This window comes from Erythrobacter sp., assembly GCF_040217515.1.
Taxonomy (GTDB): Bacteria; Pseudomonadota; Alphaproteobacteria; order Sphingomonadales; family Sphingomonadaceae; genus Erythrobacter.
In genome coordinates this window covers 159,613-185,200 of the sequence record NZ_JAVJPT010000005.1, presented here as the reverse complement: position 1 = coordinate 185,200, position 25,588 = coordinate 159,613, and the positions used below count along the sequence as shown (strand labels likewise).

The 25,588-nt window shown below is 65.6% G+C and carries 23 protein-coding genes; 17 read left to right on the top strand and 6 right to left on the bottom strand.

Features of this window, described 5'->3' with window-relative positions:
* The first annotated feature begins 79 nt into the window (after positions 1-79).
* The 7 genes from RIB52_RS06815 to RIB52_RS06785 all read left to right on the top strand — a co-directional run bounded on the left by RIB52_RS06815 (position 80) and on the right by RIB52_RS06785 (position 9,140).
* Positions 80-2,248, top strand: a complete 2,169-nt coding sequence (locus RIB52_RS06815) for a primosomal protein N' (RefSeq protein ID WP_350174255.1) — start codon at positions 80-82, stop codon at positions 2,246-2,248.
* Between the two features lie 39 nt (positions 2,249-2,287).
* Positions 2,288-3,790, top strand: coding sequence for a tetratricopeptide repeat protein (locus tag RIB52_RS06810; protein ID WP_350174253.1), 1,503 nt, complete (start codon positions 2,288-2,290; stop codon positions 3,788-3,790).
* Between the two features lie 61 nt (positions 3,791-3,851).
* Entirely contained in the window at positions 3,852-5,420 is a 1,569-nt protein-coding gene (locus tag RIB52_RS06805) for a cryptochrome/photolyase family protein (RefSeq protein ID WP_350174251.1), read from the top strand.
* 307 nt (positions 5,421-5,727) lie between these two features.
* Positions 5,728-6,564: a hypothetical protein gene (locus RIB52_RS06800; RefSeq protein WP_350174249.1), complete on the top strand. Its 837-nt coding sequence runs from the start codon at positions 5,728-5,730 to the stop codon at positions 6,562-6,564.
* A 145-nt stretch (positions 6,565-6,709) separates the two neighbouring features.
* Positions 6,710-7,429, top strand: coding sequence for a glutathione S-transferase family protein (locus RIB52_RS06795; RefSeq protein WP_350174247.1), 720 nt, complete (start codon positions 6,710-6,712; stop codon positions 7,427-7,429).
* A 65-nt stretch (positions 7,430-7,494) separates the two neighbouring features.
* Positions 7,495-8,412, top strand: a complete 918-nt coding sequence (locus RIB52_RS06790) for a CHAD domain-containing protein (protein WP_350174245.1) — start codon at positions 7,495-7,497, stop codon at positions 8,410-8,412.
* A gap of 161 nt (positions 8,413-8,573) precedes the next feature.
* Positions 8,574-9,140 (top strand): DUF4142 domain-containing protein, encoded by a 567-nt coding sequence (locus RIB52_RS06785; RefSeq protein ID WP_350174243.1) that lies wholly within the window; start codon positions 8,574-8,576, stop codon positions 9,138-9,140.
* A gap of 97 nt (positions 9,141-9,237) precedes the next feature.
* Here the strand turns inward: RIB52_RS06785 and RIB52_RS06780 are convergent, their stop codons facing one another.
* Positions 9,238-9,762: a methylated-DNA--[protein]-cysteine S-methyltransferase gene (locus RIB52_RS06780; RefSeq protein ID WP_502879488.1), complete on the bottom strand. Its 525-nt coding sequence runs from the start codon at positions 9,760-9,762 to the stop codon at positions 9,238-9,240.
* Between the two features lie 209 nt (positions 9,763-9,971).
* Between RIB52_RS06780 and RIB52_RS06775 the strand changes: the two genes are divergently transcribed.
* Both RIB52_RS06775 and RIB52_RS06770 read left to right on the top strand, forming a co-directional pair.
* Positions 9,972-11,681: a hypothetical protein gene (locus tag RIB52_RS06775; RefSeq protein WP_350174241.1), complete on the top strand. Its 1,710-nt coding sequence runs from the start codon at positions 9,972-9,974 to the stop codon at positions 11,679-11,681.
* 100 nt (positions 11,682-11,781) lie between these two features.
* Positions 11,782-13,422 carry a trypsin-like peptidase domain-containing protein gene (locus RIB52_RS06770; RefSeq protein ID WP_350174239.1) on the top strand — a complete coding sequence of 547 codons (1,641 nt, stop codon included), beginning with the start codon at positions 11,782-11,784 and terminating at the stop codon, positions 13,420-13,422.
* Positions 13,423-13,553: 131 nt separating this feature from the next.
* Here the strand turns inward: RIB52_RS06770 and RIB52_RS06765 are convergent, their stop codons facing one another.
* Positions 13,554-14,375, bottom strand: a complete 822-nt coding sequence (locus RIB52_RS06765; RefSeq protein WP_350174237.1) for a TauD/TfdA dioxygenase family protein — start codon at positions 14,373-14,375, stop codon at positions 13,554-13,556.
* A 212-nt stretch (positions 14,376-14,587) separates the two neighbouring features.
* On the opposite strand from RIB52_RS06765, the gene RIB52_RS06760 reads away from it, so the two are divergent.
* From RIB52_RS06760 to RIB52_RS06730, 7 genes are all read left to right on the top strand, one after another.
* Positions 14,588-15,142, top strand: a complete 555-nt coding sequence (locus RIB52_RS06760; RefSeq protein WP_350174235.1) for a F0F1 ATP synthase subunit delta — start codon at positions 14,588-14,590, stop codon at positions 15,140-15,142.
* Positions 15,143-15,178: 36 nt separating this feature from the next.
* Positions 15,179-16,723 carry a F0F1 ATP synthase subunit alpha gene (atpA, locus tag RIB52_RS06755; RefSeq protein WP_350174233.1) on the top strand — a complete coding sequence of 515 codons (1,545 nt, stop codon included), beginning with the start codon at positions 15,179-15,181 and terminating at the stop codon, positions 16,721-16,723.
* Between the two features lie 12 nt (positions 16,724-16,735).
* Positions 16,736-17,605, top strand: coding sequence for a F0F1 ATP synthase subunit gamma (locus RIB52_RS06750; protein WP_350174231.1), 870 nt, complete (start codon positions 16,736-16,738; stop codon positions 17,603-17,605).
* The gene (locus RIB52_RS06745; protein ID WP_350174229.1) at positions 17,605-18,006 is read left to right on the top strand and encodes a hypothetical protein; all 402 of its coding nucleotides are present in this window, start codon (positions 17,605-17,607) and stop codon (positions 18,004-18,006) included. Before RIB52_RS06750 ends, RIB52_RS06745 begins: the two co-directional genes overlap by 1 nt.
* A 23-nt stretch (positions 18,007-18,029) precedes the next feature.
* On the top strand, positions 18,030-19,487 hold the full coding sequence (atpD, locus tag RIB52_RS06740) for a F0F1 ATP synthase subunit beta (RefSeq protein ID WP_350174227.1): 1,458 nt from the start codon (positions 18,030-18,032) through the stop codon (positions 19,485-19,487).
* 5 nt (positions 19,488-19,492) lie between these two features.
* On the top strand, positions 19,493-19,750 hold the full coding sequence (locus tag RIB52_RS06735; RefSeq protein ID WP_350174225.1) for an ATP synthase F1 subunit epsilon: 258 nt from the start codon (positions 19,493-19,495) through the stop codon (positions 19,748-19,750).
* A gap of 167 nt (positions 19,751-19,917) precedes the next feature.
* On the top strand, positions 19,918-22,047 hold the full coding sequence (locus tag RIB52_RS06730; RefSeq protein WP_350174223.1) for a prolyl oligopeptidase family serine peptidase: 2,130 nt from the start codon (positions 19,918-19,920) through the stop codon (positions 22,045-22,047).
* Positions 22,048-22,096: 49 nt separating this feature from the next.
* On the opposite strand, the gene RIB52_RS06725 is transcribed toward RIB52_RS06730, so the two are convergent.
* Genes RIB52_RS06725 through glmU form a run of 4 tightly spaced genes read right to left on the bottom strand, consistent with a single transcriptional unit; the run spans position 22,097 to position 24,793 of the window.
* Complete coding sequence (locus tag RIB52_RS06725) at positions 22,097-22,747, bottom strand: SOUL family heme-binding protein (protein WP_350174221.1); 651 nt, start codon at positions 22,745-22,747, stop codon at positions 22,097-22,099.
* Positions 22,748-22,790: 43 nt separating this feature from the next.
* The gene (locus RIB52_RS06720) at positions 22,791-23,066 is read right to left on the bottom strand and encodes an HNH endonuclease (RefSeq protein ID WP_350174219.1); all 276 of its coding nucleotides are present in this window, start codon (positions 23,064-23,066) and stop codon (positions 22,791-22,793) included.
* The gene (locus tag RIB52_RS06715) at positions 23,063-23,428 is read right to left on the bottom strand and encodes a VOC family protein (protein WP_350174217.1); all 366 of its coding nucleotides are present in this window, start codon (positions 23,426-23,428) and stop codon (positions 23,063-23,065) included. The genes RIB52_RS06720 and RIB52_RS06715 overlap by 4 nt, the downstream gene beginning before the upstream one ends.
* A gap of 3 nt (positions 23,429-23,431) precedes the next feature.
* Complete coding sequence (gene glmU, locus RIB52_RS06710; RefSeq protein WP_350174215.1) at positions 23,432-24,793, bottom strand: bifunctional UDP-N-acetylglucosamine diphosphorylase/glucosamine-1-phosphate N-acetyltransferase GlmU; 1,362 nt, start codon at positions 24,791-24,793, stop codon at positions 23,432-23,434.
* Positions 24,794-24,881: 88 nt separating this feature from the next.
* Here glmU and RIB52_RS06705 point away from each other — a divergent pair, with 88 nt between their 5' ends.
* Entirely contained in the window at positions 24,882-25,586 is a 705-nt protein-coding gene (locus tag RIB52_RS06705; RefSeq protein WP_350174213.1) for an HAD hydrolase-like protein, read from the top strand.
* Positions 25,587-25,588: the final 2 nt, after the last annotated feature.

Below are 25,588 nucleotides of genomic sequence, written 5' to 3'. Positions count from 1 at the left end.
GCCGGGTTTCCGCAATGCGCATTTCGAGCGGGCACTTCTTGCAGCAGGGCCCGCACCCGCCCCATAACCGGCTTAACTCATGGCCCGCATCCGTCTCCTCGTCCTCAACGCCGCGCTCGGCCCGCTCGACTACACCGTGCCGGACGGTATCGAGGCGTGCCCGGGCAGCGTCGTGATCGCACCGCTCGGTCCGCGAAAGGTGACGGGGATCGTGTGGGATGAAGACCGGCTGCCCGGAGGCGAAGTCCCGGCGGAAAAGCTGCGACCCATCCTCGGCCTCGTGCCGGTCCCACCTTTGTCGAAGCCGCTGCGCCGACTCATCGAATGGACCGCCGACTATTATTGCGCCGCCCTCGCCAGCGTCGCGCGCATGGTGCTCTCCAGCGGCGGCGCGCTGGGCGGGCCGACCACGACGACTGAATACCGGCTGGCAGGCGGCGAGCCTGAGGGGCGCCTGACCGCGCAGAGGAAGCAGGCGCTCGAGATGCTGGCAGGCGAGCAGGGGACGATCCGCGAACTCGCAAGCACAGCCGAGGTCTCCGAAGGCGTGCTGCGCGGCATGGTCGGCGCTGGCCTGATCGAGCCGGTCGAGGTCGCGATCGACCGCCCCTACCCCCCCGCCGATCCCGACCATGACGTGCCCAGCCTCACCCCCGACCAGAGCGAAGTCGCCGGGCGGCTGGTCGAAGCGGTGCGCGCACGCGAATACGCGCCCTTTCTGCTCGACGGGGTGACCGGTTCGGGCAAGACCGAGACCTATTTCGAACCCGTCGCCGAGGCCCTGCGCATGGGGCGACAGGTGCTCGTCCTGCTTCCCGAAATCGCGCTGACCGAGAATTTCCTCGCCCGTTTCGAACACCGCTTCGGCGCGGCACCTGTGCTGTGGCATTCCTCGCTCAAATCGACCGAGCGCCGCCGGGCATGGCGCGCGATTTCACAGGGTAGCGCGCAGGTCGTGGTCGGCGCGCGTTCGGCGCTGTTCCTGCCCTATGCCGACCTTGGCCTGATCGTCGTCGACGAGGCGCACGAGGTCAGTTTCAAGCAGGATGACGGCGTACGCTACAATGCCCGCGACGTGTCGGTGATGCGCGCGCGCTTCGAGGGGCTGCCGGTGGTGCTCGCCAGCGCCACGCCTGCGCTCGAAAGCCTGCACATGGCCGAAATCGGCGTCTACGAGCGCCTCGAACTGCCAAGCCGGTTCGGCGGAGCGGAACTCCCGGCGATCCACATCCTCGACCTGACGCGCGAAAAGCCGCCGCGCGGGCGCTGGCTGGCGCAGCCCTTGGTGGACGGCCTCGCGGCGCGGCTGGAGCGCGGCGAACAGTCGCTCCTCTTCCTCAATCGCCGCGGCTATGCCCCGCTCACCCTGTGCCGCAATTGCGGGCACCGCTTCAAATGCCCCCATTGCAGCGCGTGGCTGGTCGAGCATCGCCTCTCCGCCCGCCTCGCCTGCCACCATTGCGGGCTGGAGACCCAGGTTCCCGAAGCCTGCCCCGAATGCGGCGAGAGCGATTGCCTCGTCGCCTGCGGACCGGGCGTGGAGCGGATCGCCGACGAAGTCGCCGAACTCTTCCCCGAAGCCCGCGCGGCGGTCGCGACGTCCGACACGCTCGGCAATCCCGAACGCGCAGCGCAATTCATCGCCGAGGCCGAGGCGAAGGCGATCGACGTGATCGTCGGTACGCAGCTCGTCACCAAGGGATTTCACTTTCCCGACCTCACGCTTGTCGGTGTGGTCGATGCCGACCTCGGCCTCGAAGGCGGCGACCTGCGCGCGGCCGAGCGGACCTACCAGCAGGTCGCGCAGGTCGCCGGGCGCGCGGGGCGCGGCAGCAAGCCGGGCGAAGTGCTGATCCAGACCCGCCACAAGGACGCGCCCGTCATCGCCGCGCTGGCGGACGGCGACCGCGCCGCCTTCTACGCCGCCGAAACCGAGGCCCGCCGCGATGCAGGCGCTCCGCCCTTCGGGCGCTGGGCAGCGATCATCCTGTCATCCGAGGACGAACTCGAGGCGCGCGAGGCGGGGGTCCGGCTGGGCGATGCGCGCCCGCACATGGACGACCTCATGATCCTCGGCCCCGCCCCCGCCCCGCTCGCGCTGCTGCGGGGCCGCTATCGCTACCGCTTCCTCGTGAATGCGAAGCGCAGCGCGGGGCTGCAAAAGGCGCTGCGCGAATGGATTGCCCGGGTCGATTTCGCCCCCGGCGTGCGCGTGGGCATCGACATCGACCCCTATTCCTTCGTCTAGGCGTTGAAAATGCCGGCGCTTCCGGCTTACGTAAAACCTATGCGAATACTTGCCCTGCTGCTTGCCTGTCTTGTCCTCGCCGCGCCCGCGCGCGCCGACGACTGGCATCGCGCCGAGAGCGAGAATTACGTCGTCCATGCGCAGATGAGACCCGAAAACCTGCGCGACATCGTGCGCCTGATGGAAGACTTTCACCGCCTTCTGCAAACCCTGCTCCCCACCCAGACCCAGCGGCAACGCAAGGCGCGAATCTGGCTCGAGGAGGATGCCCGCAAGATCAGTGAACTCGTTTCCCTGCGCATAGGGGGCATCTCTGGCGCGAAACCCGACATGGCAGCGGCCTATGTGCTCGACGACCCATCGCGCGAGCGCCATGTGCGCCATTACCCGCTGTTCTTCAGCCAGGCGCATCTCTTCATCGGCGATGCGTATTTTCGCAGCCACGCACCCTGGGTCGCGATCGGCGTGCCCGCCTTTTTCAAGACGGCCTATCGCGGCGAGGACGAGCATTTCATTCTCGGCGCGCCCGATGTTCTGCAACGTGAGCCGACCCGCGCCTCCGCGAAAAACCTCGCCGAATTGATTTTGCTGGAGAGCTGGCCCGATCGCCAGCGTGCTTTCGCACGGGCCAATGCGCTCGCCCGTGCCACCGCGACGGTGCTGCTGATCGACCCCGCCTTTTCAGGCCGGCTCGAAGCCTACCTGGCCTCCTGGACTGCCGGGCGCTCGCCCGAGGCGGCGATGGCGGAACTGGGCGATCTCGAAGCGCTTGCGGATGCCATTGATGCGCGCGCGAGGGAGCGGACAAAGGCCCTGCGGCAAGTCGCGCTCCCGCCCGGAACGGAGGCCGGAATCGTAATCCGGGCGATGACCCGCGACGAGATCGACCTCGTGCACCCGCGGATGGAAAGGCTCGCCGAAACCGACCTCGAACGCACGGCGCGCCGGCTTGCCCGCCTGGCCGAACGCCACCGGGAAAGCGCGGCGACATGGTACGAATACGCCGCCACCGAATTCGCGCGGGTGCGCGACAGCCGCAATCCCGGATCGGTCTTTCGCGGCTTCGGCTTTCCCAATGGCGAAACCCTCTTGGTCGTAGCCGATTCCCATCCCGACGCCGAGGCGTGGCGCGCGGTGAACCGGGCGCTCGAACTCGACCCCGACCATCCCGCAGCGCGCATGCTAAAGGCGGAGATCCTGCTCGGGCGCCTTGTCCGGTCCGCGCAGGACGACGAGAACGAAGGCTTCGAGGCGGTGCGCGCCATGCTCGCACCGCTCGCGCGCGAGGCCGAGCTCCACCCGCTCGCGGCGGCGCTGCATTATCAGTCCTTCCTCGAACAGGGTATAGCCCCGCCGGCCGATGCGGTGGACCTGCTCGGCCGGGCCTTCATCGCCAATCCGTCGGTCGGCGCGTTTCGCTACGCCTATGCGGTCGCGCTGTCGCGTGCAGGGCAGAGGGATGCGGCGCGGACCCTGCTTTCCTCGATGCTCAACGCCCCCGACTACCGCGACGCGGCGCAGCGCGCGCTGGACGCGAACTGAAGCGGGCCGGCCCTTTCCTCCGATCGCGGGAGCCAAGCGGCGCGCTGCGCGTTGCCGGGCCATGCCAGGCGAAAATCCGATCCTCGTGCCCATTCTCGGCGACCAGCTAACCCGCACGCTCGCAAGCCTTCGCGGCCGGGCCAAGGACGACACCGTCATCCTCATGATGGAGGTCTGGGACGAGGCAACCTACGTCAAGCATCACAAGCAGAAGATCGTTCTCATCTTCTCGGCCATGCGCCATTTCGCCGCCGAACTGCGCGAGGCCGGCTGGACGGTCGATTACGTCAGGCTCACCGATGCAGACAATGCGCACAGCTTCACCGGGGAAGTTGCCCGAGCCGTCGAACGCCATGCCCCGCGCGCAATCCATGTCACCGAGGCGGGCGAATGGCGCGTCCAGCAGCAAATCGAGGAATGGCCGGACAAATTCGCCTGCGCAGTCGAGCTATTCCCCGATGACCGCTTCGTCTGCTCCATCGCCGATTTCCGCGAATGGGCCGAGGGGCGCAAGGACCTGACCATGGAGCATTTCTACCGCGAGATGCGAAAGCGGCTCGACATCCTGATGACGGAGGATGGCAAGCCCGTCGGCGGCGACTGGAATTACGACAGCGAGAACCGCAAGCCGCCGAAAAAGGGCATGGACCCGCCGCAAGTGCCCGATTTCGAACCCGACGCGATAACGCGCGAGGTGATCGATCTGGTGGGCGAGCAATTCCCCGACCATTTCGGCGATCTCGAACCCTTTCGCTGGCCCGTCACTTCCGACGAAGCGGAACAGGCCGCCGACGCCTTCTTCGCCGCGCGCATCGAGAAATTCGGCCCCTACCAGGACGCGATGGTGCACGGGCAGGACGACCTTTACCATTCCATGCTCTCGACCAGCCTCAATTGCGGGCTGCTCGATCCGCTAGACCTGTGTCGCCGCGCCGAACGGGCCTATGAGGACGGCCGCGCCCCGCTCAATTCGGTCGAGGGATTCATCCGCCAGATCATCGGCTGGCGCGAGTTTGTGCGCGGGTTCTACTGGCTGCTCATGCCCGGGCTCGAAAGCGACAATGCGCTGAACGCCCAGCGCGCCATGCCCGAATTCTTCTGGACCGGCGAAACCGACATGCGCTGTCTTGCCGACTGCATCCGTTCCACCCGGGAGGACGCGCACGCCCACCATATCCAGCGGCTCATGGTGCTCGGCAATTTCTGCCTTCTCGCCGGGATCGAGCCGCGCGAAGTGCAGGACTGGTATCTCGTCGTCTATGCCGATGCCTATCAATGGGTCGAACTGCCGAACGTGTCGGGCATGATCCTCTACGCCGACGGCGGGAAGCTGGCGACCAAGCCCTATGCCGCGAGCGGCAATTACATCAACAAGATGTCAAATTACTGCAAGCAATGCCGCTATTCGGTGTCCAAGAAGACGGGCGAGGATGCCTGCCCCTTCAACCCGCTCTACTGGCATTTCATGGACCGCCACCGGGACCGGCTTGAAAGCAACCACCGCGTCGGGCGCATCTACGCGAACTGGGACAGGATGGGCGAGGAAAAGCAGCGCGCCTATCTCGACAGCGCCCAGGCCTTTCTCGACGGGCTACAGCCCGCCCGCAAGGGCTGGGCCCGCGAGGAATGAGGGCGTGGGGGGTGATTCGCGCTCGATACGCGGATCCCGCCGCGCACCGGCCTTGCCGCGCGGGATCCAGAATGGATGCAGATTAGCATCGGCCGCGCGCCCACCCGGCGAAAAGGGGATGCAACGCCCCATCTTCGCGCCGAACAGAGGCGAGGATTCAGACGGGGTTCACGGATTGACGATTCAAGACAAGTATCTGAACACAATGTGAATTTCACTTACACCACTTTCGGTTCGGCAAGCAATGTGATATATCATCCTCCCGGAGCGCTCCTACCCTTCACCCCACCCACGTAGGAGTATCATCGTGGCTTTTCCGTCCTCCCGGCTCGCCGCCGGGCTATCCGCCGCTGCGCTGGCCGCCACCGCCGCGCCCGCCCATGCCTATGACTTTCCATGCTTCGACGACGACATGGTCGAATCCGCCCGGATTCACGACCTGCGCGTGATGCTGATGGTCTCGGCGCTGAAATGCCGGTTCGACAGCCCCTCGACCCTGCACGAATACACCGACCTACTCGACCGGCGCGAAGGCGAATTCAGCTTTCACGGCAAGCGTGTGCGCGCCGATTTCGCCGAAAGACTGGGCCCGAGGCGCGGCGAATCCGAATTCCAGAGCTACAATACGCGTCTGTCGAACTACCATTCCAAGGTCCAGCCGACGCGCGAACTGTGCGCGGATTCGACCGCGTTCATGCGCCTCGCCAAGCGCGCGGACGACGCAGAGCTCGCCACCCTGTCGAAGCTCGTGACCAATCGCGCGGTGCGCAGCTGCGCCCTGTCGACGGGCCGCGCGCAGACGCGCTTCGTGCCCCCGATGCGCGAGCGCGATCCGTTCGCCGGTCTCCCGGCTCCGAGCTGGGAGCGCGCGGCTCCGGCACCCGCGCGCGAGGAAAGGCCGCAGATCGTGGACGGCGTGCCGACCTACACCGCACCGGGCAGCATGCCTCAAACGCGGCCCGAACCGCTTGAGACGGTGGATGTGCCCTCACAGGCCGCGCGCCCACCGATCGCCTCGGCCGAAAACGCCGCCAGCCGGGCCGCCCGGGCCGCCGCCTCGGGCGATGATGCGAAGATCGACCGGGCGATCGAAGCGCTCTCGGCCGCAGCCGAGGCTCTGCGCGAGCTCAAGACCGCGCCCTGACCGGCCGGCGCGTGGACGGGTCCCTGGTGGGAGGACCGCAAAGGCGCGCAAGGCAAGAGGCCCTGCGAGAAGGCCCGCAAAGCCATTGACTGCACGCGAAGGGGGGGTGGTGGCCCCCTTTTTCTTGCCTCCTCCTTGCCCGCGCATGCCTGCCAGGCTTTTTCGTTTCGATCTGCCCGCCCCTGCCCTAGGAGGCATCGGCAGGCCACAAGCGGCCAAGGGGAGACAGACCATTCTTACCATCCATCACCTGCGCATCTCGCAATCCGAACGCATCGTCTGGCTGTGCGAGGAACTGGGGCTCGACTACGACCTCAAGCTGTATGACCGCGATCCCGAGACACGGCTCGCCCCCGGCGAATTGAAAGCGATCCACCCGATGCAGATCGCGCCGGTGATCGAGGACGGCGACCTCGTGCTCGGCGAAAGCGGGGCGATCGTCGAATACATTGTCGGCAAATATGCGCCGGACACCGATCTCGTCCCCGGCCCCGACGATCCGGATTTCGCCGATCACCTGTACTGGTTCCATTTCGCCAACGCGACGTTCATGACCAATGGCATGATGCAGATCGCCGTCGGTGCGGTGGGCGCCGATATGCCCCCGCCACTGGCGAAGCGCGTGACGAATGCGTGGGAGCAGATCGAGCGGCGGCTGGGCGACGCGGCCTATTTCGGCGGCAGGAGGCTCACCACGGCGGACATCATGATGGTCTTCCAGCTTACCACCAGCCGCGCGTTCCGTGAGCAGCCGATCGACCACCTGCCCAGCCTCAAGGCCTACCTGAAACGCATCGGCGCGCGCAAAGCCTATGTCCGCGCGATGGAAAAGTGCGAGCCCGGCTTCCCGCCCAAGCTCGACTGACCGCCCGTCGCGCCGCATAGGGCGGCCTGCGGGAACGCATCGGCTCGGCCATGCGTCGGTTCACCATGACCTATTGTTTCGATGCGCCCGGCGGGATCGGGCGGCAGGTGCGCGCCATCGCCGATTACCAGATCGGCGCGGCGCTCGCCGAGCTGGACCGCCCGGACGAACAGCGCGAGGACATCGTCCATGCGGTGCGCCTGCGCTGCAAGAAACTGCGCGGCCTCATTCGCCTCGTGCGGCCCGCTTTCGAACCCTACAAGGACGAAAATGCCGCCTTCCGCCATGTCTCGCACCTGTTCGCGGAGCTGCGCGATGCGAAGGTCATGCAGGACACCTACGATCTCGTGCTCGGCGCCTTCGACGAGCAGGTCGAACGCGGGGCCTTTGCCGGCGTGCGGCGCGAGCTGACCCGCCGTCGCAAGGCCTTGCTCGCGCGTACGGATTGGGCCGCGCTGTGCGGGGAAGCGCGCGAACGGCTGGGCGCCGCGCGCGAGCGGGCGAGCGACTGGCGGATCGAGGGCGACGGATGGGGGGCGATCGCACCCGGTATCGCCAAGACCCACGGCCGCGCGGTCAAGGCCATGGCGAAGGCGACCGACGAGCCGACCGGCGACACCCATCACGAATGGCGCAAGCGGGCGAAATATCACCGGTATCACACCCGCCTGGTGAAGCACGCCTTCGAGCAGGCGCTGGCACCGCGTGCCGATACGTTGCACCATCTGACCGGCCTGCTGGGCGACCATCACGACATCCATGTGCTTGCCGAAGCGCTCGACGAGGATCCCGATGCCTTCGGGGACGAGCGCACTCTCGCCCTTCTTGCGAGCATGGCCGAGCGACGCGCCGCCGATCTCTCGGCGCGGGCCCATGCGCTGGGGACGCGGCTTTTCGCCGAGGAGACGGATGCGCTCGTTGAGCGCTGGGGGCGGTGGTGGAAAGCGTGGGAAAGCGAATGCGAGCCTGCCCGTGTCGCGTGATGTTGCCGATGCGTATTTTGATAACAAAAATTATATATTTCAACGATTTGGCAATCCTTCATCACAACTCGTCGAAGGGTGCCGGGATTTCCGGAACGCGGTCCCCCCGGATGACTTTCATGAACGAAACCCAAGACGAAAATACCAAGAAGAGGACGCCCATGACCGACCATAAAGCAACCGACCGCAGGAACACGCAGGAAGCGGGCGGCGTCAAGCACACGCTCAACAAGGCCGTCGATGCGGCCGGAGGGATGGTGGGACAGGCCGATGCCGCGACCACCAGCAAGGCCGACCAATTCGCACAGAGCGCTGCGATCAGCGACATGTACGAGATCGAATCGAGCCGCATCGCGCTCGACCGGACGCAGAACCCGAGTGTGCGCGAAGCGGCGCAGAAGATGATCGACGACCACACCGACAGCTCGGCCAAGCTCGAGACTGCGGTCCGGCAATCCCCCAAGGTCAAGCCCTCGGCAGTCCCGAACGAGCCCGACAAGCGCCGCGAGACAATGCTCGACCACCTGCGCGAAGCACCGGCGGACGAATTCGATCGGACTTACCTCAAGCAGCAGGTCATGGCCCACGAGGAGGCGACCAGGCTGATGCACAATTTCCGCGACGAAGGCGATTGCCAGGTCCTGCGCAGCTTCGCGACCGAAGTTTCACCGATTATCGAGGGGCACCTCGACCACATGAAGCGGCTCGAGACAAACATGCCGCGCTGAATACGATCGAATGAAAATATTAGGCGCGGGAAGGCCGCGATAGCCTTCCCGCGCTTTATCCTGTGCGCGTCATAATGCGCGCCTCATCATGTGCACTTCACAAGGCGCGTTCACGGCGCAGCAATTCCGCCTTGATCACCGTGCCATAGGCATAGCCGCCCAGCGACCCGTCGGCGGCGACGACCCGGTGGCACGGGATCAGCACGGCGATCCGGTTGGCCCCGTTCGCCCCGCCCACCGCGCGGCTCGCCTGCGGCTTGCCGATAGCGGCGGCAAGTTCGCCATAGGTGCGCGTCTCGCCCGCCGGGATGCGGCGCAGCTCCTCCCACACACGGGTCTGGAAGGCCGTCCCGTCGATATCGAGCGGGATCGCGGCGTCGGCCGATCCCGGCCGCTCGACCGCAGCGATGACGTTTTCGAATAAGGGGCGTGTGTCCTCACCCGCCGGCACCAGGCGCGCCTCGGGGAAGAGCGCGGCGAGGTGCGCTTCGCCCTTCCCGAATGACAGGCAGCACACCCCCTTGTCGTTCGCCGCGACGAGCATCCCGGCGAGAGAGGTCTCGAGCACCGCCCAGCGAATGATGCTGCTTTGGCCGCCCCTCGGCAGGTTCGTTGCCGTCATGATCGCCTCCGTTCGTGTCCGCGTGAAAAGCCGCCGGGCAGTCAAGACCCCGGGCGGGGATCGACGCGCCTGTCCGCATGCTTTGTCACAGGCGACATGCGTGCGCCTTGCCGGAGACACCCTACTGCCCGGACTTCATGATTCCGACACATTAGTTCCGGACACCGCCCATGTCGGCGGATCGAGCCGATCGTTTATGGGATTCGCCGATGAACGCGCAATCGCTTCTCTTCGTTGCCGGGAGCGGCGTCGCCGCGCTACTCGCTGCCCCGCTTGCCTCCCAGGAAAGCGCCGATGCCGCGCTCGAGGCGGCCTGCCGCGCCAACGAGGTTACCGCGCCCGATTCGTGCCCCTGCACGCTCAGCAAGGGCCGCGCGGCGGGGCTGAAGGATGAAGAACTCGCTTCGCTGTTCAGGGATGACGGCCGTTCGGAGCCGGTCGGCGAGGCGCAATACGGGCGCTTCTGGCAGGTCAAGGCGCAGTGCATCGCCGATGCCACCATGGCGGGCTTGGGCATCACTCCCGGCAACCCGCTGCCGGGCGTTCCGCAGAACATGCGGCCCGGAATGCCTCTCGGACCGGCCGCGAGCGACCCGGCGCGCTCGACCCCGCCGCCGCCGTCCGCAGCCCCCGCGCCATCCGCAGCGTCGGCTGGGCTGTCGCAGCCGGGCAAGCGCAGCCTGGCCGATATCGAGCGGATGATCGCGGCGCTGCGTGACACGGCCTGGGAATATGTCGAACCGGCCTCCGACGACGCGCGGCGGCACCGCTATGATTTCCTCGCCGAGGGCGACCTTGTCGTCCATTCCAGCACGAACGGCGATGGCCGCTTCGCGCAGGTCCTTCGCCTCTCCGCCGAGGACGCGCCCCATGGTGCCTTCATCCGCACCCGCGAGATGAACAGCGGCGCGTTCGGGGACCTTCCCATCGTCTCGCTGGCGGCCGATCGCATGGTCTACCAGAAGCGCTATGTCCGTACCGGGGAGGAATGGGCGTTCCGCAAGGTCGGCCCGGCCACGCGCGCAATCCCGCAATCCGCGCCGCAGCCTCTCGGCGACGGGTTCTGGCGTGCCGATTTCAACCCCGTTTCCAAGAATCGGGCGCTACTCGGGCGGCAGCGCCTTTCGGGCTTTGCCAATGCCGCCAATCGCGATGTCGCCAATGCCCGCCTGCTCGGTTCGATGCTCTATCTTGTCGTCCCGAACGACGTCGAAGGCTGCACGAGCGCCTGCTTCCTCGTCCTCAATGCGGTCGATGCGCGCACGCGCCGGACGGGCAAGCGTCTGATCGAGGCGAGCGGGGTCGATTTCGTTGGCGTGCGCCCGGAAGGACCGGACACGCTCGGCACCGCTCGGCGCAGCGACAATGCGGCGAGCGTGCGCGCGTATGACGGGCTCGGCGGGTGGACGGAATGGTTCTGCACAGAAAGCCGCGCGGGGCTCGATTGCCGCAAGACCGGGAAGCGGGCCCCGCCGCCTGCCGCCACGGCCGCTACCGCCTCCGCGATGACCTCCACGAACGCCATCGCCTCCCGACTCTCCGCCGTCCGAGGCGAAGCGTGGGGCGCGGCGCAATGCTTCGGCCATTTCTATCTCGCCCCTGCAAGTCGCGGGCTGGTGGCCGATGTGCGCGCGATGTTCGGCTTTACCCGCAGCAATCCGAAGTCGCTGGTGGCGACCCTCATCGATGCGCCGGGCGCCATGAACCCTTCGCTCAAGCTGGTGATCGACGGACGCGAACGCGTCCTCGCAAGCGCGGGCGAGCGGCGCTGGGCGGCGCAGGGCATCGCTTTCGCCTTCCGTCCCTCCGGACCGATGATGAGCGACAACCCGGCCTATGGATTTACCCCCGGGCGGGCTACGCTGACGCTGGACGCACGCAGCGAAACCATCGAGATGGTCGAATTTGGAGGCTGTTGAACCGGAGTGTCGCCCGCACGTGGGCAGCGCAAGGTTAATCCCGCGCTCATCCCGATTGCGGGATTGAACGGGGCCGCGATATGGCCCAATCACGCTGCCGATGACGATGCCCCCCTCCCCCGCTGCGGCCGCTCTCGGCGGCGCTCGGGTGCGTTTCGCCAGCGCGCTCGCCATGCTGCTGCTCGCAGCGTCGCTGCTGCCCGGATCGGCGCGCGCCGATCCGGGCGATATCGATGCGGCCGCGCGAGGCGTCGTGCGCGTGGTGCTCATCGCGCGCGACGGGGAGGAACTCGTCCCTGTCACCCATGGCAGCGGCTTTGCGGTCACGCCGAACATGATCGTCACCAATGCCCATGTCATCCGCGAGGCGCTGCAGGACGATAGCTTGCGCATCGGGATCGTCCCGAGCGAAGGCGATGATGGGGCCTATGGCCGCGCCGTGGCGGTCTCTCCGCGGAACGACCTTGCGCTGGTCGAGATCGTCAACGGGTCGCTGCGCCTTCCGCCGCTGACCTTTTCGGGCGAGGCGCAACGCGGCATGGCCGAGGTATCGGCGGTGGGCTATCCGATGAATGTCGATCTTGCCCAGGGGCTCGAATTGGGGGACATTTTCCGCGCCCAGCCGCCGGTCAAGAGCCGCGGATTCCTGTCGGGCGAGCGACCGAGCCGGCAGTTCGACACGATCCTCCACACCGCGCCGATCGCGCGCGGCAATTCGGGCGGTCCGCTGCTGGATGGATGCGGGCGTGTGTTGGGAGTCAATTCCTTCGGGGCGGATTCGAACGGGTCGGATGCGGAATTCTATTTCGCGGTTTCCTTGCGCGAATTGCTGCCCTTCCTGCGCGCGAACGAGGTCGAACCGCGGGTCAATGCCCTGCCCTGCCGCTCGATCGATGAATTGAACGCGGCCGAGCGCGCGCGCTTCGATGCGCAGCGGGCCGAGGCGCAGGCAAAACTGCGGGCGCGCGAACAGGAACTGCGCGACGCCCGCGAGAACGCCCGCATCGAGGCGTTGCTGGACGTGAGCGAGGAGCGCGAGAACGCCATGGCGATCGCCGCATTGCTGCTCTTGCTGGGCGGGGGCGCGGGCTTCATGGCGGCTCAGTTGCGGCGCAGGGCGCTGGACAGCGACAGCAGCCAGAACCCCGCGATTGCCGCCGCCGGGATCGCCGGGGCGGCGCTGATCGGCGCGATGCTGGCATGGCTCACCCGGCCCGGCTTCGCCGAGGTCGAGGACCGTGTCGCAGCGGCAATGACGGATGTGCGCGATCCCTCCGCCGAAGCAGGCGAAGGACCTCCCGCCAGTTCGGCGCGCGACGGCACGCTGATTTGCTCGCTCGTGCCCGACCGCAGCCGTATCGTGACCGCGCGGACCGACGACGTGCAATTCGACTGGGCGGGCGATGGCTGCGTCAACGGGCGCACCCAGTACGGCCTGATGGACGGCGAATGGACTCGGGTCTTCGTGCCCGATCAGGAGGAAGCGGTCGCGGTCAATATCTACGATCCCGAGAGCCGCACCTTCCGCAGCGATCGCTACCTGCTCGGGCGCGAGGCGATGGAAGACGCGCGGCGGGTGCGCGATGCCTACGACCCGCCCGCCTGTGGCCTCACCAATGCCGCGCGCATCGTCGCCGAGCAGCAATCGGCGGTCACCGCGCTCCTGCCCGACCGCCCGAACGAGCGGCTAATCTATTCGTGCAGCCCGAAGGGCGCCGACGGTCCTGCGAACGACGGGTGACGAGTGACCTTACCCTCGAACGCTTAACCTGTCCGGCCTCCCGCGTGTTCGCCGCGCAAGGCTCCGGCGGAAGGATCGATCGCACAGAAAGGCACAAATCCGCCCAACGCCCGGCCGCAGGCCAGTTGCCCTTACGCCGCCAGCGTTTCCCCGGTCAGCGTGATGCGGTGCATTTCGCGGGCATGGCCGTGATAGTCGTTCATCGCATTGTGCCAGGTCGTGCGGTTGTCCCAGATCGCCACCGTGCCGGCCTCCCATTCGAGCCGGCACTGGTTGTCCGCGGCAAGCGCAGCGCTCGTGAGTTCCATCAGCAATGGCAGGCTTTCCTCCCGGGATTGGCCGACGAAATGCAACGTGAAAGCGGCGTTGACGTAAAGCAGCTTGCGCCCTGTCTGCGGGTGGCGGATCACGACCGGGTGGACCGCACCGGTGGTCACATCCTGGCCGCGCAGCTCGCCGGCCTGGTCGGTTCCGGCATAGACCCCGCCTTGGCTGTAGACATGGTCGGCGGTGTGGAATGCCTCGAGCCCTTCGATCCGGGCTTTCAAGTCGTCGGACAGGGCATCATAGGCCGCCCCCATATGCGCGAAGAGCGTGTCCCCGCCTGTCGGGGGCAGTTCGCGCGCGACGAGGATCGAGCCCATCGCCGGGACAGGGTCATAGGAATGGTCGGTGTGCCACGCTCCGCCGATATTCGTCCGTTGGTCCGGCGCCTTCTTCACCAGGGCGATTTCCGGAAAGGCCGGGTCGAGAGGGAAATAGGCATTGACGTCGATCCCGTCCCACCTCTTTGCGAAGGCGATATGATCGCGCGGCGTGAAATCCTGGTCGCGGAACACGGCCACGCCGCGTTCGTAGATCGCCTGCTTGATCGCCTGCAATTGCGCGTCGCTGCACGAAGCGAGCGCGACATCTCCGATTTCGATCCCGCAATGCAGGGCCATGGGTTTCATGTGCATCGTTTCTCTCCCTCGCGGCTCGCCCGGCCGCCAAGGGCAGCTTGCCGTGCCTTGCGGGCGGCGTCCAGAGAATCGCTGCCCCATGCTTGCAACATCCCCCCCCCGGTGCTAGGCGCGCGCCAGCCTTGCGGCAGGGGTCTGACGGGCCCGCTTTTCGCGCTTGGCGCAGCATCGTTTTCTCGGACCTCCAAGAGGATCTTTCGCGCGTGGATATTTCCGCCGGTATACAGGCCAGCCTAGCGGGGCGTTACGCCGCTGCCCTATTCGACCTTGCAAGCGAGAACGGGACCGTCACGGCTGTCGAGACGGATCTCGAAACGCTGCGACAGGCGCTCGCCGAATCGCCCGAATTGCGCGCGGTTACGAGCAATCCGCAACTCTCGCGCGGGGCTCAGGGGCAGGCGATCTCGGGCGTGGCGGGCCATCTCGGCCTCTCGCCGCTGACGACGAATTTCCTCGGCGTGCTGGCCGAAAATCGCCGCCTTTCGAAACTGTCCGACATGATCGCCGCGTTCAAGGCTATCGCTGCGGCCCAGCGCGGCGAGGTCAGCGCGAGCGTCACGAGCGCGCATCCGCTGTCGGACGAACAGCTCGCCCGGCTCAAGGACAAGCTGACCGCGCGCGAGGGCCGCACGGTCATGCTCACCGCCGATGTCAACCCGGACCTTCTCGGCGGCCTCGTCGTCACGATCGGCTCGCAGCGCATCGACGCCTCGATCCGCACCCGTCTCAACTCGCTTTCGCAGGCCATGAAGGCCTGACCAGACAGCCATCGAAGGCTCAAAGGAATACGCAACATGGAAATCCGCGCCGCAGAAATCTCCAAGGTCATCAAGGACCAGATCGCCAATTTCGGCACCGAGGCCGAAGTCAGCGAAGTCGGCTCCGTGCTCAGCGTGGGTGACGGGATCGCCCGCATCCACGGCCTCGACAAGGTGCAGGCCGGCGAGATGGTCGAATTCGTCGGCAAGGACGGCGCGGCCGGTATCCAGGGCATGGCGCTCAATCTCGAAGCCGACAATGTCGGGGTCGTGATCTTCGGTTCGGACAGCACGATCAAGGAAGGCGACACCGTCAAGCGGACCGGCACCATCGTCGACGTGCCGGTGGGTAAGGGCCTGCTCGGCCGCGTGGTCGATGCGCTGGGCAACCCGATCGACGGCAAGGGCCCGATCGAAGCCGCCGAACGCCGCCGCGTCGAAGTCAAGGCACCGGGCATCATTCCGCGCGAATCCGTCTCCGAGCCAGTGCAGTCGGGCCTCAAGGCGATCGACGCGCTCGTTCCCGTGGGCCGCGGCCAGCGCGAACTGATCATCGGCGACCGCCAGACCGGCAAGACCGCGGTCGCGAACGACACCTTCATCAACCAGAAGGGCGTCAATGCAGGCGATGACGAGGGCAAGAAGCTCTATTGCGTCTATGTCGCTGTCGGCCAGAAGCGTTCGACCGTCGCGCAGATCGTCAAGCAGCTCGAGGAGAACGGCGCGATGGAATATTCCATCGTCGTTGCCGCGACCGCTTCGGAGCCCGCCCCGCTCCAGTATCTCGCGCCCTATACCGGCTGCGCGATGGGCGAATATTTCCGCGACAACGGCATGCACGCCGTGATCGTCTATGACGACCTTTCCAAGCAGGCCGTAGCCTACCGCCAGATGTCGCTCCTGCTGCGCCGTCCTCCGGGCCGCGAAGCCTATCCGGGCGACGTGTTCTACCTCCACTCACGCCTGCTCGAACGCGCGGCGAAGATGAACGCGGACAACGGTTCCGGCTCGCTCACGGCGCTTCCCATCATTGAAACCCAGGCCGGCGACGTATCGGCCTACATCCCGACCAACGTGATTTCGATCACCGACGGGCAGATCTTCCTCGAGACCGACTTGTTCTACCAGGGCGTCCGCCCGGCGATTAACGTCGGCCTTTCGGTGTCGCGCGTGGGCGGTGCGGCGCAGACCAAGGCGATGAAGAAGGTGTCCGGTTCGATGAAGCTCGACCTTGCCCAGTACCGCGAAATGGCGGCCTTTGCGCAGTTCGGCTCGGACCTCGATGCCGCAACGCAAAAGCTGCTCAATCGCGGTGCGCGCCTGACCGAGCTGCTCAAGCAGCCGCAGTTCTCGCCGATGCCGTTCGAGGAGCAGACCGTGTCGATCTATGCCGGGACCAACGGCTATCTCGACAATGTGCCCGTCGATCGCGTGACCGATTACGAAGAGCAGATGCTCGCCTTCATGCGCTCCGAACACGGCGACGTGCTGGAGGAAATCCGCACCACCCAGAAGTTCGAGGACGACACCAAGGCCAAGGTCGTGGCCGCGCTCGACGCCTTCGCCAAGCAGTTCGCGTAAGGGAGCGCGCGCGTGGCCAGCCTCAAGGAACTCAAAGGCCGGATCAACTCGGTCAAGTCGACCCAGAAGATCACCAAGGCCAAGCAGATGGTCGCGGCGGCCAAGCTTCGACGTGCCCAGAGTGCGGCCGAGGCCGCACGGCCCTATGCCGAACGGCTCGCCGGTGTCATGGCGAGTCTTGCCGGACGCGTTTCGGGCGACAACGCGCCGAAACTGCTCGCCGGGACCGGCTCGGACAAGCGCAACCTGATCGTGGTCGTCAACACGGACAAGGGTCTTTGCGGCGGTCTCAACGCCAATCTCGTCAAGGCGGCCAAGGCCAAGGCGCGCGAATTGCTGGCACAGGGCAAGCAGATCGAATTCTACCTCGTCGGAAAGAAGGGCCGCGCGCCGCTCAAGCGCGATTTCGCAAGCGAAATCGGCGGCGGCTACGACACGAGCGAGGTCAAAACCCCCGGTTTCGAGGAAGCCGACGCGGTCGCAGCCGAGCTGATCGAGATGTTCGAGGCAGGCAAGTTCGACATAGCGCACCTGATCTATCCGACGTTCAAGTCGGCGCTGGTGCAGGATCCGACCGTGAACCAGCTCATCCCGGTCCCCTCGCCCGACAGCGCGAACACGAACGAGGCCATGGTCGAATACGAGCCGGGCGAGGAGGAGATTCTCGAGGAATTGCTGCCCCGCTACGTCAAGACACAACTCTTCGGCGCGCTGCTCGAACGCGAGGCCTCGGAACAAGGCGCCTCGATGACAGCGATGGACAATGCGACCCGCAATGCGGGCGAGCTCATCAAGGATCTCAATATCGAATACAATCGCAGTCGCCAGGCCGCGATCACCACCGAGTTGATTGAGATCATTGCCGGCGCGGAGGCCCTGTAATGCGCAAGACCGTCTTTTTTGCCCTAGCCCTGCCCCTTGCCCTCGCCGCCTGCGGCGACCCGGTCGATCCGGACAAGCTCGAGGAGGTCGCCGCCGAGCCGACCACGCCTCCCCTGCTGGAGGAAGAACCGGCCGAGCCAGAAGGTATCGCCGAGGGGGCAGAGCTCGAGGCCGATGAAAACGTCCCCGGGCTTGCCGAAGTGCAGGTTGCGCTCGCTCAGTGCAATTTCGAGCAGGACGTAATCGACGCTACCTGCACCGCGAGCGAGGCTGCAAGCGAGTTCACCTGCGTCTATTCCCTCGACGGCGACACGCCAGAGACGATGCGCGAGGCATTCATCGCCGCCGACGGCGACACTTACACCCTCATCGACATCCCTGAAGACTGCCCCGTGCAGTAACCATCCCACAGGAAACAGAGAAAATGGCAACCGCACCCGCATTGAACCAGACCACGAACGGCACCATCGCCCAGGTCATCGGCGCCGTCGTCGACGTCCAGTTCGAAGGCGAACTGCCCTCGATCCTGACCGCGCTCGAAACGAAGAACGGCGAGACCACGCTTGTCCTCGAAGTCGCGCAGCACCTTGGCGAAAACACCGTGCGTACAATTGCGATGGACGGCACGGATGGGCTGGTCCGGGGCCAGGAAGTGGTCAACACCGGGCGGCAGATCAGCGTTCCGGTCGGCCCCAAGACGCTCGGGCGCATCATGAATGTCGTCGGCGAAGCGATCGACGAACGCGGCCCGATCGGTGCCGACCAGACTGCCCCGATCCACGCCGAAGCGCCGGAGTTCATCGACCAGTCGACCGATGCGAGCATTCTCGTCACCGGCATCAAGGTCATCGACCTGCTCGCCCCCTATGCGAAGGGCGGCAAGATCGGCCTGTTCGGCGGTGCGGGCGTCGGCAAGACCGTGCTGATCCAGGAACTCATCAACAACATCGCCAAGGGTCACGGCGGCGTGTCAGTTTTTGCAGGCGTCGGCGAACGCACCCGTGAGGGGAACGATCTCTACCACGAATTCCTCGACGCAGGCGTCATTGCCAAGGATGCCGATGGCAACGCTACCAGCGAAGGATCGAAGGTGGCGCTCGTCTTCGGGCAGATGAACGAGCCTCCGGGCGCGCGTGCCCGCGTGGCGCTTTCGGGCCTCACCATGGCCGAATATTTCCGCGACCAGGAAGGCCAGGACGTGCTGTTCTTCGTCGACAACATCTTCCGCTTCACCCAAGCGGGTTCGGAAGTGTCGGCGCTGCTCGGCCGCATCCCCTCAGCGGTGGGTTACCAGCCGACGCTGGCGACCGATATGGGCAACCTGCAGGAACGCATCACCTCGACCACCAAGGGCTCGATCACTTCGGTGCAGGCGATCTACGTGCCGGCGGACGACCTTACCGACCCTGCTCCGGCAACCTCCTTCGCGCACCTTGACGCGACCACCACGCTGAGCCGCGCGATTTCGGAGCTCGGCATCTACCCGGCGGTCGACCCGCTCGATTCCACCAGCCGCGTGCTCGAACCGCGCGTCGTCGGCCAGGAGCACTACGAGGTCGCGCGCAAGGTTCAGGAAACGCTGCAGAAGTACAAGAGCTTGCAGGACATCATCGCCATTCTCGGGATGGATGAGCTGTCGGAAGAGGACAAGCTGACCGTCGCCCGCGCGCGCAAGATCCAGCGCTTCCTTTCGCAGCCCTTCCACGTGGCCGAGGTCTTCACCAACATTCCCGGCGTCTTCGTCCAGCTCGAGGACACGGTGAAGAGCTTCAAGGCGGTCGTCGAAGGCGAATACGACCACCTGCCCGAAGCCGCCTTCTACATGGTCGGCGGGATCGATCAGGCGGTCGAAAAGGCCGCCAAGCTGGCCGAGGAAGCGTAAGCATCATGGCCCTCCACTTCGAACTCGTCACCCCGGCCAAGCTGGTCCGCTCCGAAGACGTCCACATGGTCGTCGTCCCGGGCGCGGAAGGCGAATTCGGCGTGCTGGAAGGCCACGCGCCCTTCATGTCGACGATCCGCGACGGCGCGGTGCAGGTCTACAAGAGCGACGGCGCAGCGCCCGAGACGATTCAAGTGCGCGGCGGCTTTGCCGAAGTCGGCGAGAACGGCCTGACGGTGCTGGCCGAGCATGTCGAAGGCTGACCGCGCAATACTATGAATGCCAAGATCAAGGGCGGCCCCGCAAGGGGTCGCCCTTTTTCGATTCCTACCCTTCACATCCCGGCCGCATCCGGTCACATCTGCGTCGACCCAATTCGTTCCGGAGAGAAGACTTGAAGCTTGTATCCACTCTTGCATTGGCAGCCGCTATGACCCTGACCGCCGCTACGACCACGAAGGCGCAAGACCCTGCCGGTACCGCCGCCGGCGTGCCCGGCCCGGAGGAAGACCCCTTCATCTGGCTCGAGGAAGCACGCTCGGAAGAGGCGCTCGACTGGGTCCGCGCCGAGAACGCGCGTACCCTCGCCGCTCTTGAGAGCGATCCGCGCTTTGACGAACTGAAGGCCGAAGCGCTGTCGATCTATGACAGCGAGGACCGCATCCCTTACGTCTCGTTCCGCCCGGACGGCCTCTACAATTTCTGGCAGGACAAGGAAAACCCCAAGGGGCTCCTGCGCCGCACCAGCCTTGAAAGCTATCGCACCGACGATCCAGAATGGGAGACCGTCCTAGACATCGACGCGCTCGCCGCAGCCGAAGGCAGGGAATGGGTCTACAAGGGCTCGACCTGCCTCCCCCCGGCGCTCAACAAGTGCATGATCGCGCTCTCCGACGGGGGCGAGGACGCGACCGTGATGCGCGAATTCGACACCTCGACGGGGCGTTTCGTCGAAGGGGGATTCGTCCTCGATGAAAAGAGCCAGGGGGGCGTCTCGTGGATCGACGAGGACACGTTGCTGGTCAATCGCGATTTCGGAGAAGGCACGCTGACCGAAAGCGAATATCCCTTCACCAGCCGCATCTGGAAGCGCGGCACGCCTCTTTCCGAAGCCAAGGAAATCTTCCGCGGCGAGGCTTCCGACGTGTGGGCGGGAGCGAGCCTGCTGCGGGATGCCACCGGCACGGTGCAGGCGCGCACGGCCTTCCGCGGGGTGAGCTTTCACGAAGGCCTCTATTACGTCTGGAAGGACGGCGAGTGGCTCGAACTCGACATCCCGAAAAAGGCCTCTCCCTATGGCATCGTCGATGGGCACCTGTTGTTCTCGACCGATGTCGAATGGGAAACGCAGGGACAGACCTTCCCTGCCGACAGCCTGATCGCGGTTGATCTCGAGGAATGGAAAGCCGACCCCAATGGCGCGGCCAAGACGCTCGTGTGGGCACCGGGCGAGCGTCAGACCAAGCGCGGAGGCTCGATTACCGGGAACGCGCTTTATGTCGGCCTGCTCGACAATGTCGTGGGTAAGGTGCTCGAATTCAATTACGTCGCCACTGAAAACGGGGGCGGCGAATGGGTCAGCCGCGAAGTCGCCCTGCCCGGCAACGCCACGGTCGGAATCGCGGCGAGCTCGAACGAGACCGACCAGGTGATGTTCACCGTGACCGACTTCCTCAATCCGACGACGCTCTATTACTCGGATGGAAGCAGCGCGCCCGAGATCATCAAGACCTCGCCCTCCTATTTCGACAAGGCCGGGATGGAGGTCGAACAGTACGAGGCGGTGAGCAAGGACGGGACGAAAATCCCCTACTTCATCGTCAAGCCCGCCGGGATGAAGATGGATGGCAATACGGCGACCCTGTTGACCGGCTATGGCGGCTTCCAGGTCCCGCGCCTGCCCGGCTATCTGGGCTCGACCGGCAAGCTGTGGCTCGAACGCGGCGGGGCCTATGTCCTTGCCAACCTGCGCGGCGGGGGCGAGTTCGGGCCCGGCTGGCACCAGACCGCAATCCGCGAGAACAAACAGCGCACCTGGGACGACTTCATCGCGGTCGCCGAGGACCTGGTGGAGCGCGGTTTCACGAGCCCCGAACACCTCGGCATCCAGGGAGGCTCGCAGGGCGGGCTGCTCGTCGGCACGGCCTTCACCCAGCGCCCCGACCTGTTCGGGGCGGCGATCGTGCAGATCCCGCTGTTCGACATGTTGCGCTATCACCTGATCGGCCGAGGTGCCTCGTGGATCGGCGAATACGGCGACCCGCGGATTCCCGAACAGCGCGCCTGGATCGAAGGCTATTCGCCCTACCAGATGATTTCCGAGGACGCGGATTATCCCGCGCCTTTCCTGTGGGCCTCCACCGCCGACGACCGCACTCATCCTGCCCATGCGAGGAAGGGCGCGGCGAAGCTCAAGGCTCAGGGCCACGACTATTATTATTTCGAGGACATGACCGGCGGCCATTCGGGAGGCGTGGATAACGAACAGCGCGCCAAGCTGCAGGCGCTGCAGCACGTCTACCTGATGCAGCGCCTGATGGACGAGCGCTCGGGCGGCTGATGCGGGATAAGGTGGCCGCCTCGCCGTGCGTCGGCGGTTCCCAACGCCCCTAGCCGGCTTCCTCGACCTCGATCATGACCTCGTTGCGGCGCATGGGTCCGGGTACCATCGGCGCGTTGTAGAAAGCGTATTCGAATGCGCCTTTCGGCTTCAGACCCTGCGCCTCGACCCATTCGGAAAGCTTTTGCTCCATGTCGGCCAGGTCCCCTTGCGGCGCGTTCCCGGCAAAGCGAACCGTCGCCATGCGGCGAGCGGGGATTTCGGTAAGCGTGATGTCGGCGGGCGGCTGGGGCAGGGTGTCGAGCGTGTACTTCGCCGGCATGACGAAGCGCATGCGCCAAGTGTCCTTGGCGATCTGCTCCTCCATGACCGGCGCTGTCATGGCGATCTTTTCATCGCGCGGCGCGCGGTCCTGCAGGACCGGCGAGGTCATCGCAATCCGCTCCCCGCCCTGGGGGCGATCCTGCCCGAAGATATAGGCGGCAAGGCGACGAAAGCTGCGTGAACTCGCCGCCTGCCGCGTGCCGGAATGAGTGATCTCGGCCACGACTAACGCAGGATAGTCGCGCAGCTCGAACGCGCCGTCGACGGCGACAGAAGCGTAATCGGGCTCCTCGGTGTCGCGATACTGGGCGTAGGCCATGGCGGCTCCGGCAATGGCGAGCACCGTGCCCGCGGCGATCCAGACTGTCTTTCTCATGCCGGTAAAGCACCTCGGGCGGTTTAAGGTTCCCGCAGGCGCATCAGGTCCGGGTCGGCGCGTGAAAATCGGGCGGCCTGGTGCTTACCCAGCGCACGAATTTCGCGATCTCGGGCTTCGCGCGGACCGCTTTGGGGTCATCACCGATGCGGGCCAGCTCGGCATTGGTAAAATTGGCATGTATCGTCTTGTGGCAGATCGGATGGACGGGGACGGTGGTGCGGCCCTTTTTCGATTTCGGGACCGGGTGATGCCAGTGCAACCGCGTTTCGATCGGGCGGCCGCATAGCCAGCAGACAAGATCCTCGCATTCGTTCAAGCCGGCAGCTGGGTAAGCGAAAGCATGTTTCCATCGGGGTCCGACAGCCAGCAAACCTGCGCCCCGTCGGGCGCGGTCCACACGTCGCGCTCGTCCTGCTCGAGAAACTCGTAACGCACGAAACGCGCACCGCGTGCCGCCAGTTCGTCGCGCATCGCCGCGATGTCGGTCACCTTCCAGCCGATTGCGGTGAACGGCTGGGGCTCGAAGGTCCCGACCTTCTGCACCCGCAGCATCGTTCCCGCTGCATCGAATTCGAGCGCGAACGGACTGTCCCCCGTAAGCGCAAAGCCCATTACGCTCTCGTAGAAGGTGCGCGCCTCGTCGTGACGGGCGCTGGCAACGAACAGGATCGGCGTCATGGCTCAGCTCTCCTTCTTGGCCGTCTCTTTCTTCTTCTTCATCGCGTCATGAAAACGATCCGCCCAGCCGGGCTTCACCAGCTGCTCTGCGCGAACCATGCGCAACTCGCCCGCTGCCACGTCGCGGCTGACGGTCGAGCCCGCAGCGACGATTGCATCGGAGCCGATATTGACCGGTGCGACCAGCGCGCTGTTCGAGCCGATGAAGGCGCGCTCGCCGATATGGGTCTGGTATTTGAAATAGCCGTCGTAATTGCAGGTGATCGTGCCCGCTCCGATGTTTGCGCCCGCACCCACGGTCGCATCGCCCAGGTAGGACAGGTGGCTCGCCTTGGCGCCCTTGCCGAGCACGGCCTTCTTCATCTCGACGAAATTGCCGACGAAGCTACCCTCCTCCATCACTGCGCCGGGACGCAGGCGGGCAAAGGGGCCGACCGCAGCGCCGCTTGCGATGGTGGCGCCCTCTATGTGGCAATAGGCTCTGATGCGGACCTTGTCGGCAATCTCGACGCCGGGGCCGAACACGACATGCGGTTCGATCGTAACGTCGCGGCCGATCTTCGTATCCCAGCAGAAGAAGACCGTCGCGGGCGCAATCATGGTCGCACCGTCCGCCATCGCCCGTTCGCGCCGGGCGGCCTGCCAGCGTGCCTCGACTCGTGCGAGTTCGGAGCGCGAATTGATCCCGGCGACTTCATCTGGTTCGTCCGTGATGACGACCGCGCAGGCGCGCCCGTCGCCGATCGCGATATTGACTATGTCGGGCAGGTAATATTCGCCTTGCGCGTTGTCGTTTCCGACCCTCGCGAGAAGCGAGAAAAGATCGCTCGCCTTCGCCGCCATCAACCCCGAATTACATAGGTGGCAGGCGCGCTCGCCCTCGTCCGCGTCCTTGTATTCGACCATCTTGATGATCGCGCCGTCATCATCGGCAATTATGCGGCCATAGGCGAGCGGATCCTCAGGTTCGAAACCGAGAACGACCACGGCGGGCGCATCGGGCGCGTTCAACCGGTCGAGCATGGCGCGCATCGTTTCCGCCCGCACGAAAGGCACGTCGCCGTAGAGCACGATCACATCGCCATCGAAGCCTTCGAGCAGGCCTTCGGCTTGTTGCACGGCATGGCCAGTGCCGAGCTGCGGTTCCTGCAGGCAGGTTTCGGCCCTCCCCTCGACGGCCCGTTCGATCTGGTCGCGTCCTGCGCCGACCACCACGACCTGCCGCGCCGCGCCCAGTTCATCGACCGATGCCATCAGGTGATCGAGCATTGCGCGACCGGCTATCGGATGGAGCACCTTGTGCAGGTCGCTCTTCATGCGGGTGCCCTTGCCCGCGGCGAGGATGATAGCGGCGAAATCTCTCATGGGTCCCCCTTAGGATGGAGCCTGCCTGCCCGCAAATGCTTGCGATTTGAAGTCGTATCGCGGCGCGCACCGATGTATGGGGGCCGCCATGACGGACTTTCCCTTCGACGCTGTCGGATTCGATCTCGACGGCACCTTGCTCGATACGTTCCGCGACCTTGGCGCAGCGGTGAACTATGCGCTTTCGCTGGGGGGCTTCGCGCCGGTCCCGGTCGATTCTTCCAAAGACCTGATCGGCGGCGGGGCCAAGATCATGCTCGCCCAGGCCGTGCAGGCGCAGGGTGGTCTTGCCGCCGGGCTGGAGGGCGACGATTTTCGTGCGCTCTACAAGGCGATGCTGCAATATTACGCGGACAACAATGCCGTTCACACGCGCCCCTATGATGGTGCGCGCGAGGCCGTGGCACAGCTCGCAGAACGCGGCGTCAGGATGGCGGTGGTCACCAACAAGTTCGAGGAATTCGCCCGCTCGATCCTGACCGAACTCGACTTTCTCGACCCGTTCGAAACGGTCATAGGAGGCAACACGATGGGCAAGGGAAAGGACGGCAAATACATTTCCAAGCCCGACCCCTCCCCCGTCATCGAGGCGCAGAAACGCTGCGGTGTTGTTCGGGCCGACCGCTTCGTGTTCATCGGCGATTCGACCTATGACATGAAGGCCGCACGCGGAGCGGCCGTAAAGGTGGTCGCGGCCGCATACGGCTATTGCGACCGCCCGCCCGGCGATCTGGGTGCGGATGCGGTGATCGATTCGCTGGGCGAGCTGATCCCGACGCTCGAAGCACTCTGACC

What these genes read in the sequence shown, in the direction of transcription:
- RIB52_RS06815 (WP_350174255.1), top strand. Translation starts at nt 80, where the DNA reads ATGGCCCGCATCCGTCTCCTCGTCCTCAACGCCGCGCTCGGCCCGCTC.
- RIB52_RS06810 (WP_350174253.1), top strand. Translation starts at nt 2,288, where the DNA reads ATGCGAATACTTGCCCTGCTGCTTGCCTGTCTTGTCCTCGCCGCGCCC.
- RIB52_RS06805 (WP_350174251.1), top strand. Translation starts at nt 3,852, where the DNA reads ATGCCAGGCGAAAATCCGATCCTCGTGCCCATTCTCGGCGACCAGCTA.
- RIB52_RS06795 (WP_350174247.1), top strand. Translation starts at nt 6,710, where the DNA reads ATGCCTGCCAGGCTTTTTCGTTTCGATCTGCCCGCCCCTGCCCTAGGA.
- RIB52_RS06790 (WP_350174245.1), top strand. Translation starts at nt 7,495, where the DNA reads ATGACCTATTGTTTCGATGCGCCCGGCGGGATCGGGCGGCAGGTGCGC.
- RIB52_RS06785 (WP_350174243.1), top strand. Translation starts at nt 8,574, where the DNA reads ATGACCGACCATAAAGCAACCGACCGCAGGAACACGCAGGAAGCGGGC.
- RIB52_RS06780 (WP_502879488.1), bottom strand. Translation starts at nt 9,762, where the DNA reads ATGACGGCAACGAACCTGCCGAGGGGCGGCCAAAGCAGCATCATTCGC.
- RIB52_RS06775 (WP_350174241.1), top strand. Translation starts at nt 9,972, where the DNA reads ATGAACGCGCAATCGCTTCTCTTCGTTGCCGGGAGCGGCGTCGCCGCG.
- RIB52_RS06770 (WP_350174239.1), top strand. Translation starts at nt 11,782, where the DNA reads ATGACGATGCCCCCCTCCCCCGCTGCGGCCGCTCTCGGCGGCGCTCGG.
- RIB52_RS06765 (WP_350174237.1), bottom strand. Translation starts at nt 14,375, where the DNA reads ATGAAACCCATGGCCCTGCATTGCGGGATCGAAATCGGAGATGTCGCG.
- atpA (WP_350174233.1), top strand. Translation starts at nt 15,179, where the DNA reads ATGGAAATCCGCGCCGCAGAAATCTCCAAGGTCATCAAGGACCAGATC.
- RIB52_RS06745 (WP_350174229.1), top strand. Translation starts at nt 17,605, where the DNA reads ATGCGCAAGACCGTCTTTTTTGCCCTAGCCCTGCCCCTTGCCCTCGCC.
- atpD (WP_350174227.1), top strand. Translation starts at nt 18,030, where the DNA reads ATGGCAACCGCACCCGCATTGAACCAGACCACGAACGGCACCATCGCC.
- RIB52_RS06735 (WP_350174225.1), top strand. Translation starts at nt 19,493, where the DNA reads ATGGCCCTCCACTTCGAACTCGTCACCCCGGCCAAGCTGGTCCGCTCC.
- RIB52_RS06730 (WP_350174223.1), top strand. Translation starts at nt 19,918, where the DNA reads ATGACCCTGACCGCCGCTACGACCACGAAGGCGCAAGACCCTGCCGGT.
- RIB52_RS06725 (WP_350174221.1), bottom strand. Translation starts at nt 22,747, where the DNA reads ATGAGAAAGACAGTCTGGATCGCCGCGGGCACGGTGCTCGCCATTGCC.
- RIB52_RS06715 (WP_350174217.1), bottom strand. Translation starts at nt 23,428, where the DNA reads ATGACGCCGATCCTGTTCGTTGCCAGCGCCCGTCACGACGAGGCGCGC.
- glmU (WP_350174215.1), bottom strand. Translation starts at nt 24,793, where the DNA reads ATGAGAGATTTCGCCGCTATCATCCTCGCCGCGGGCAAGGGCACCCGC.
- RIB52_RS06705 (WP_350174213.1), top strand. Translation starts at nt 24,882, where the DNA reads ATGACGGACTTTCCCTTCGACGCTGTCGGATTCGATCTCGACGGCACC.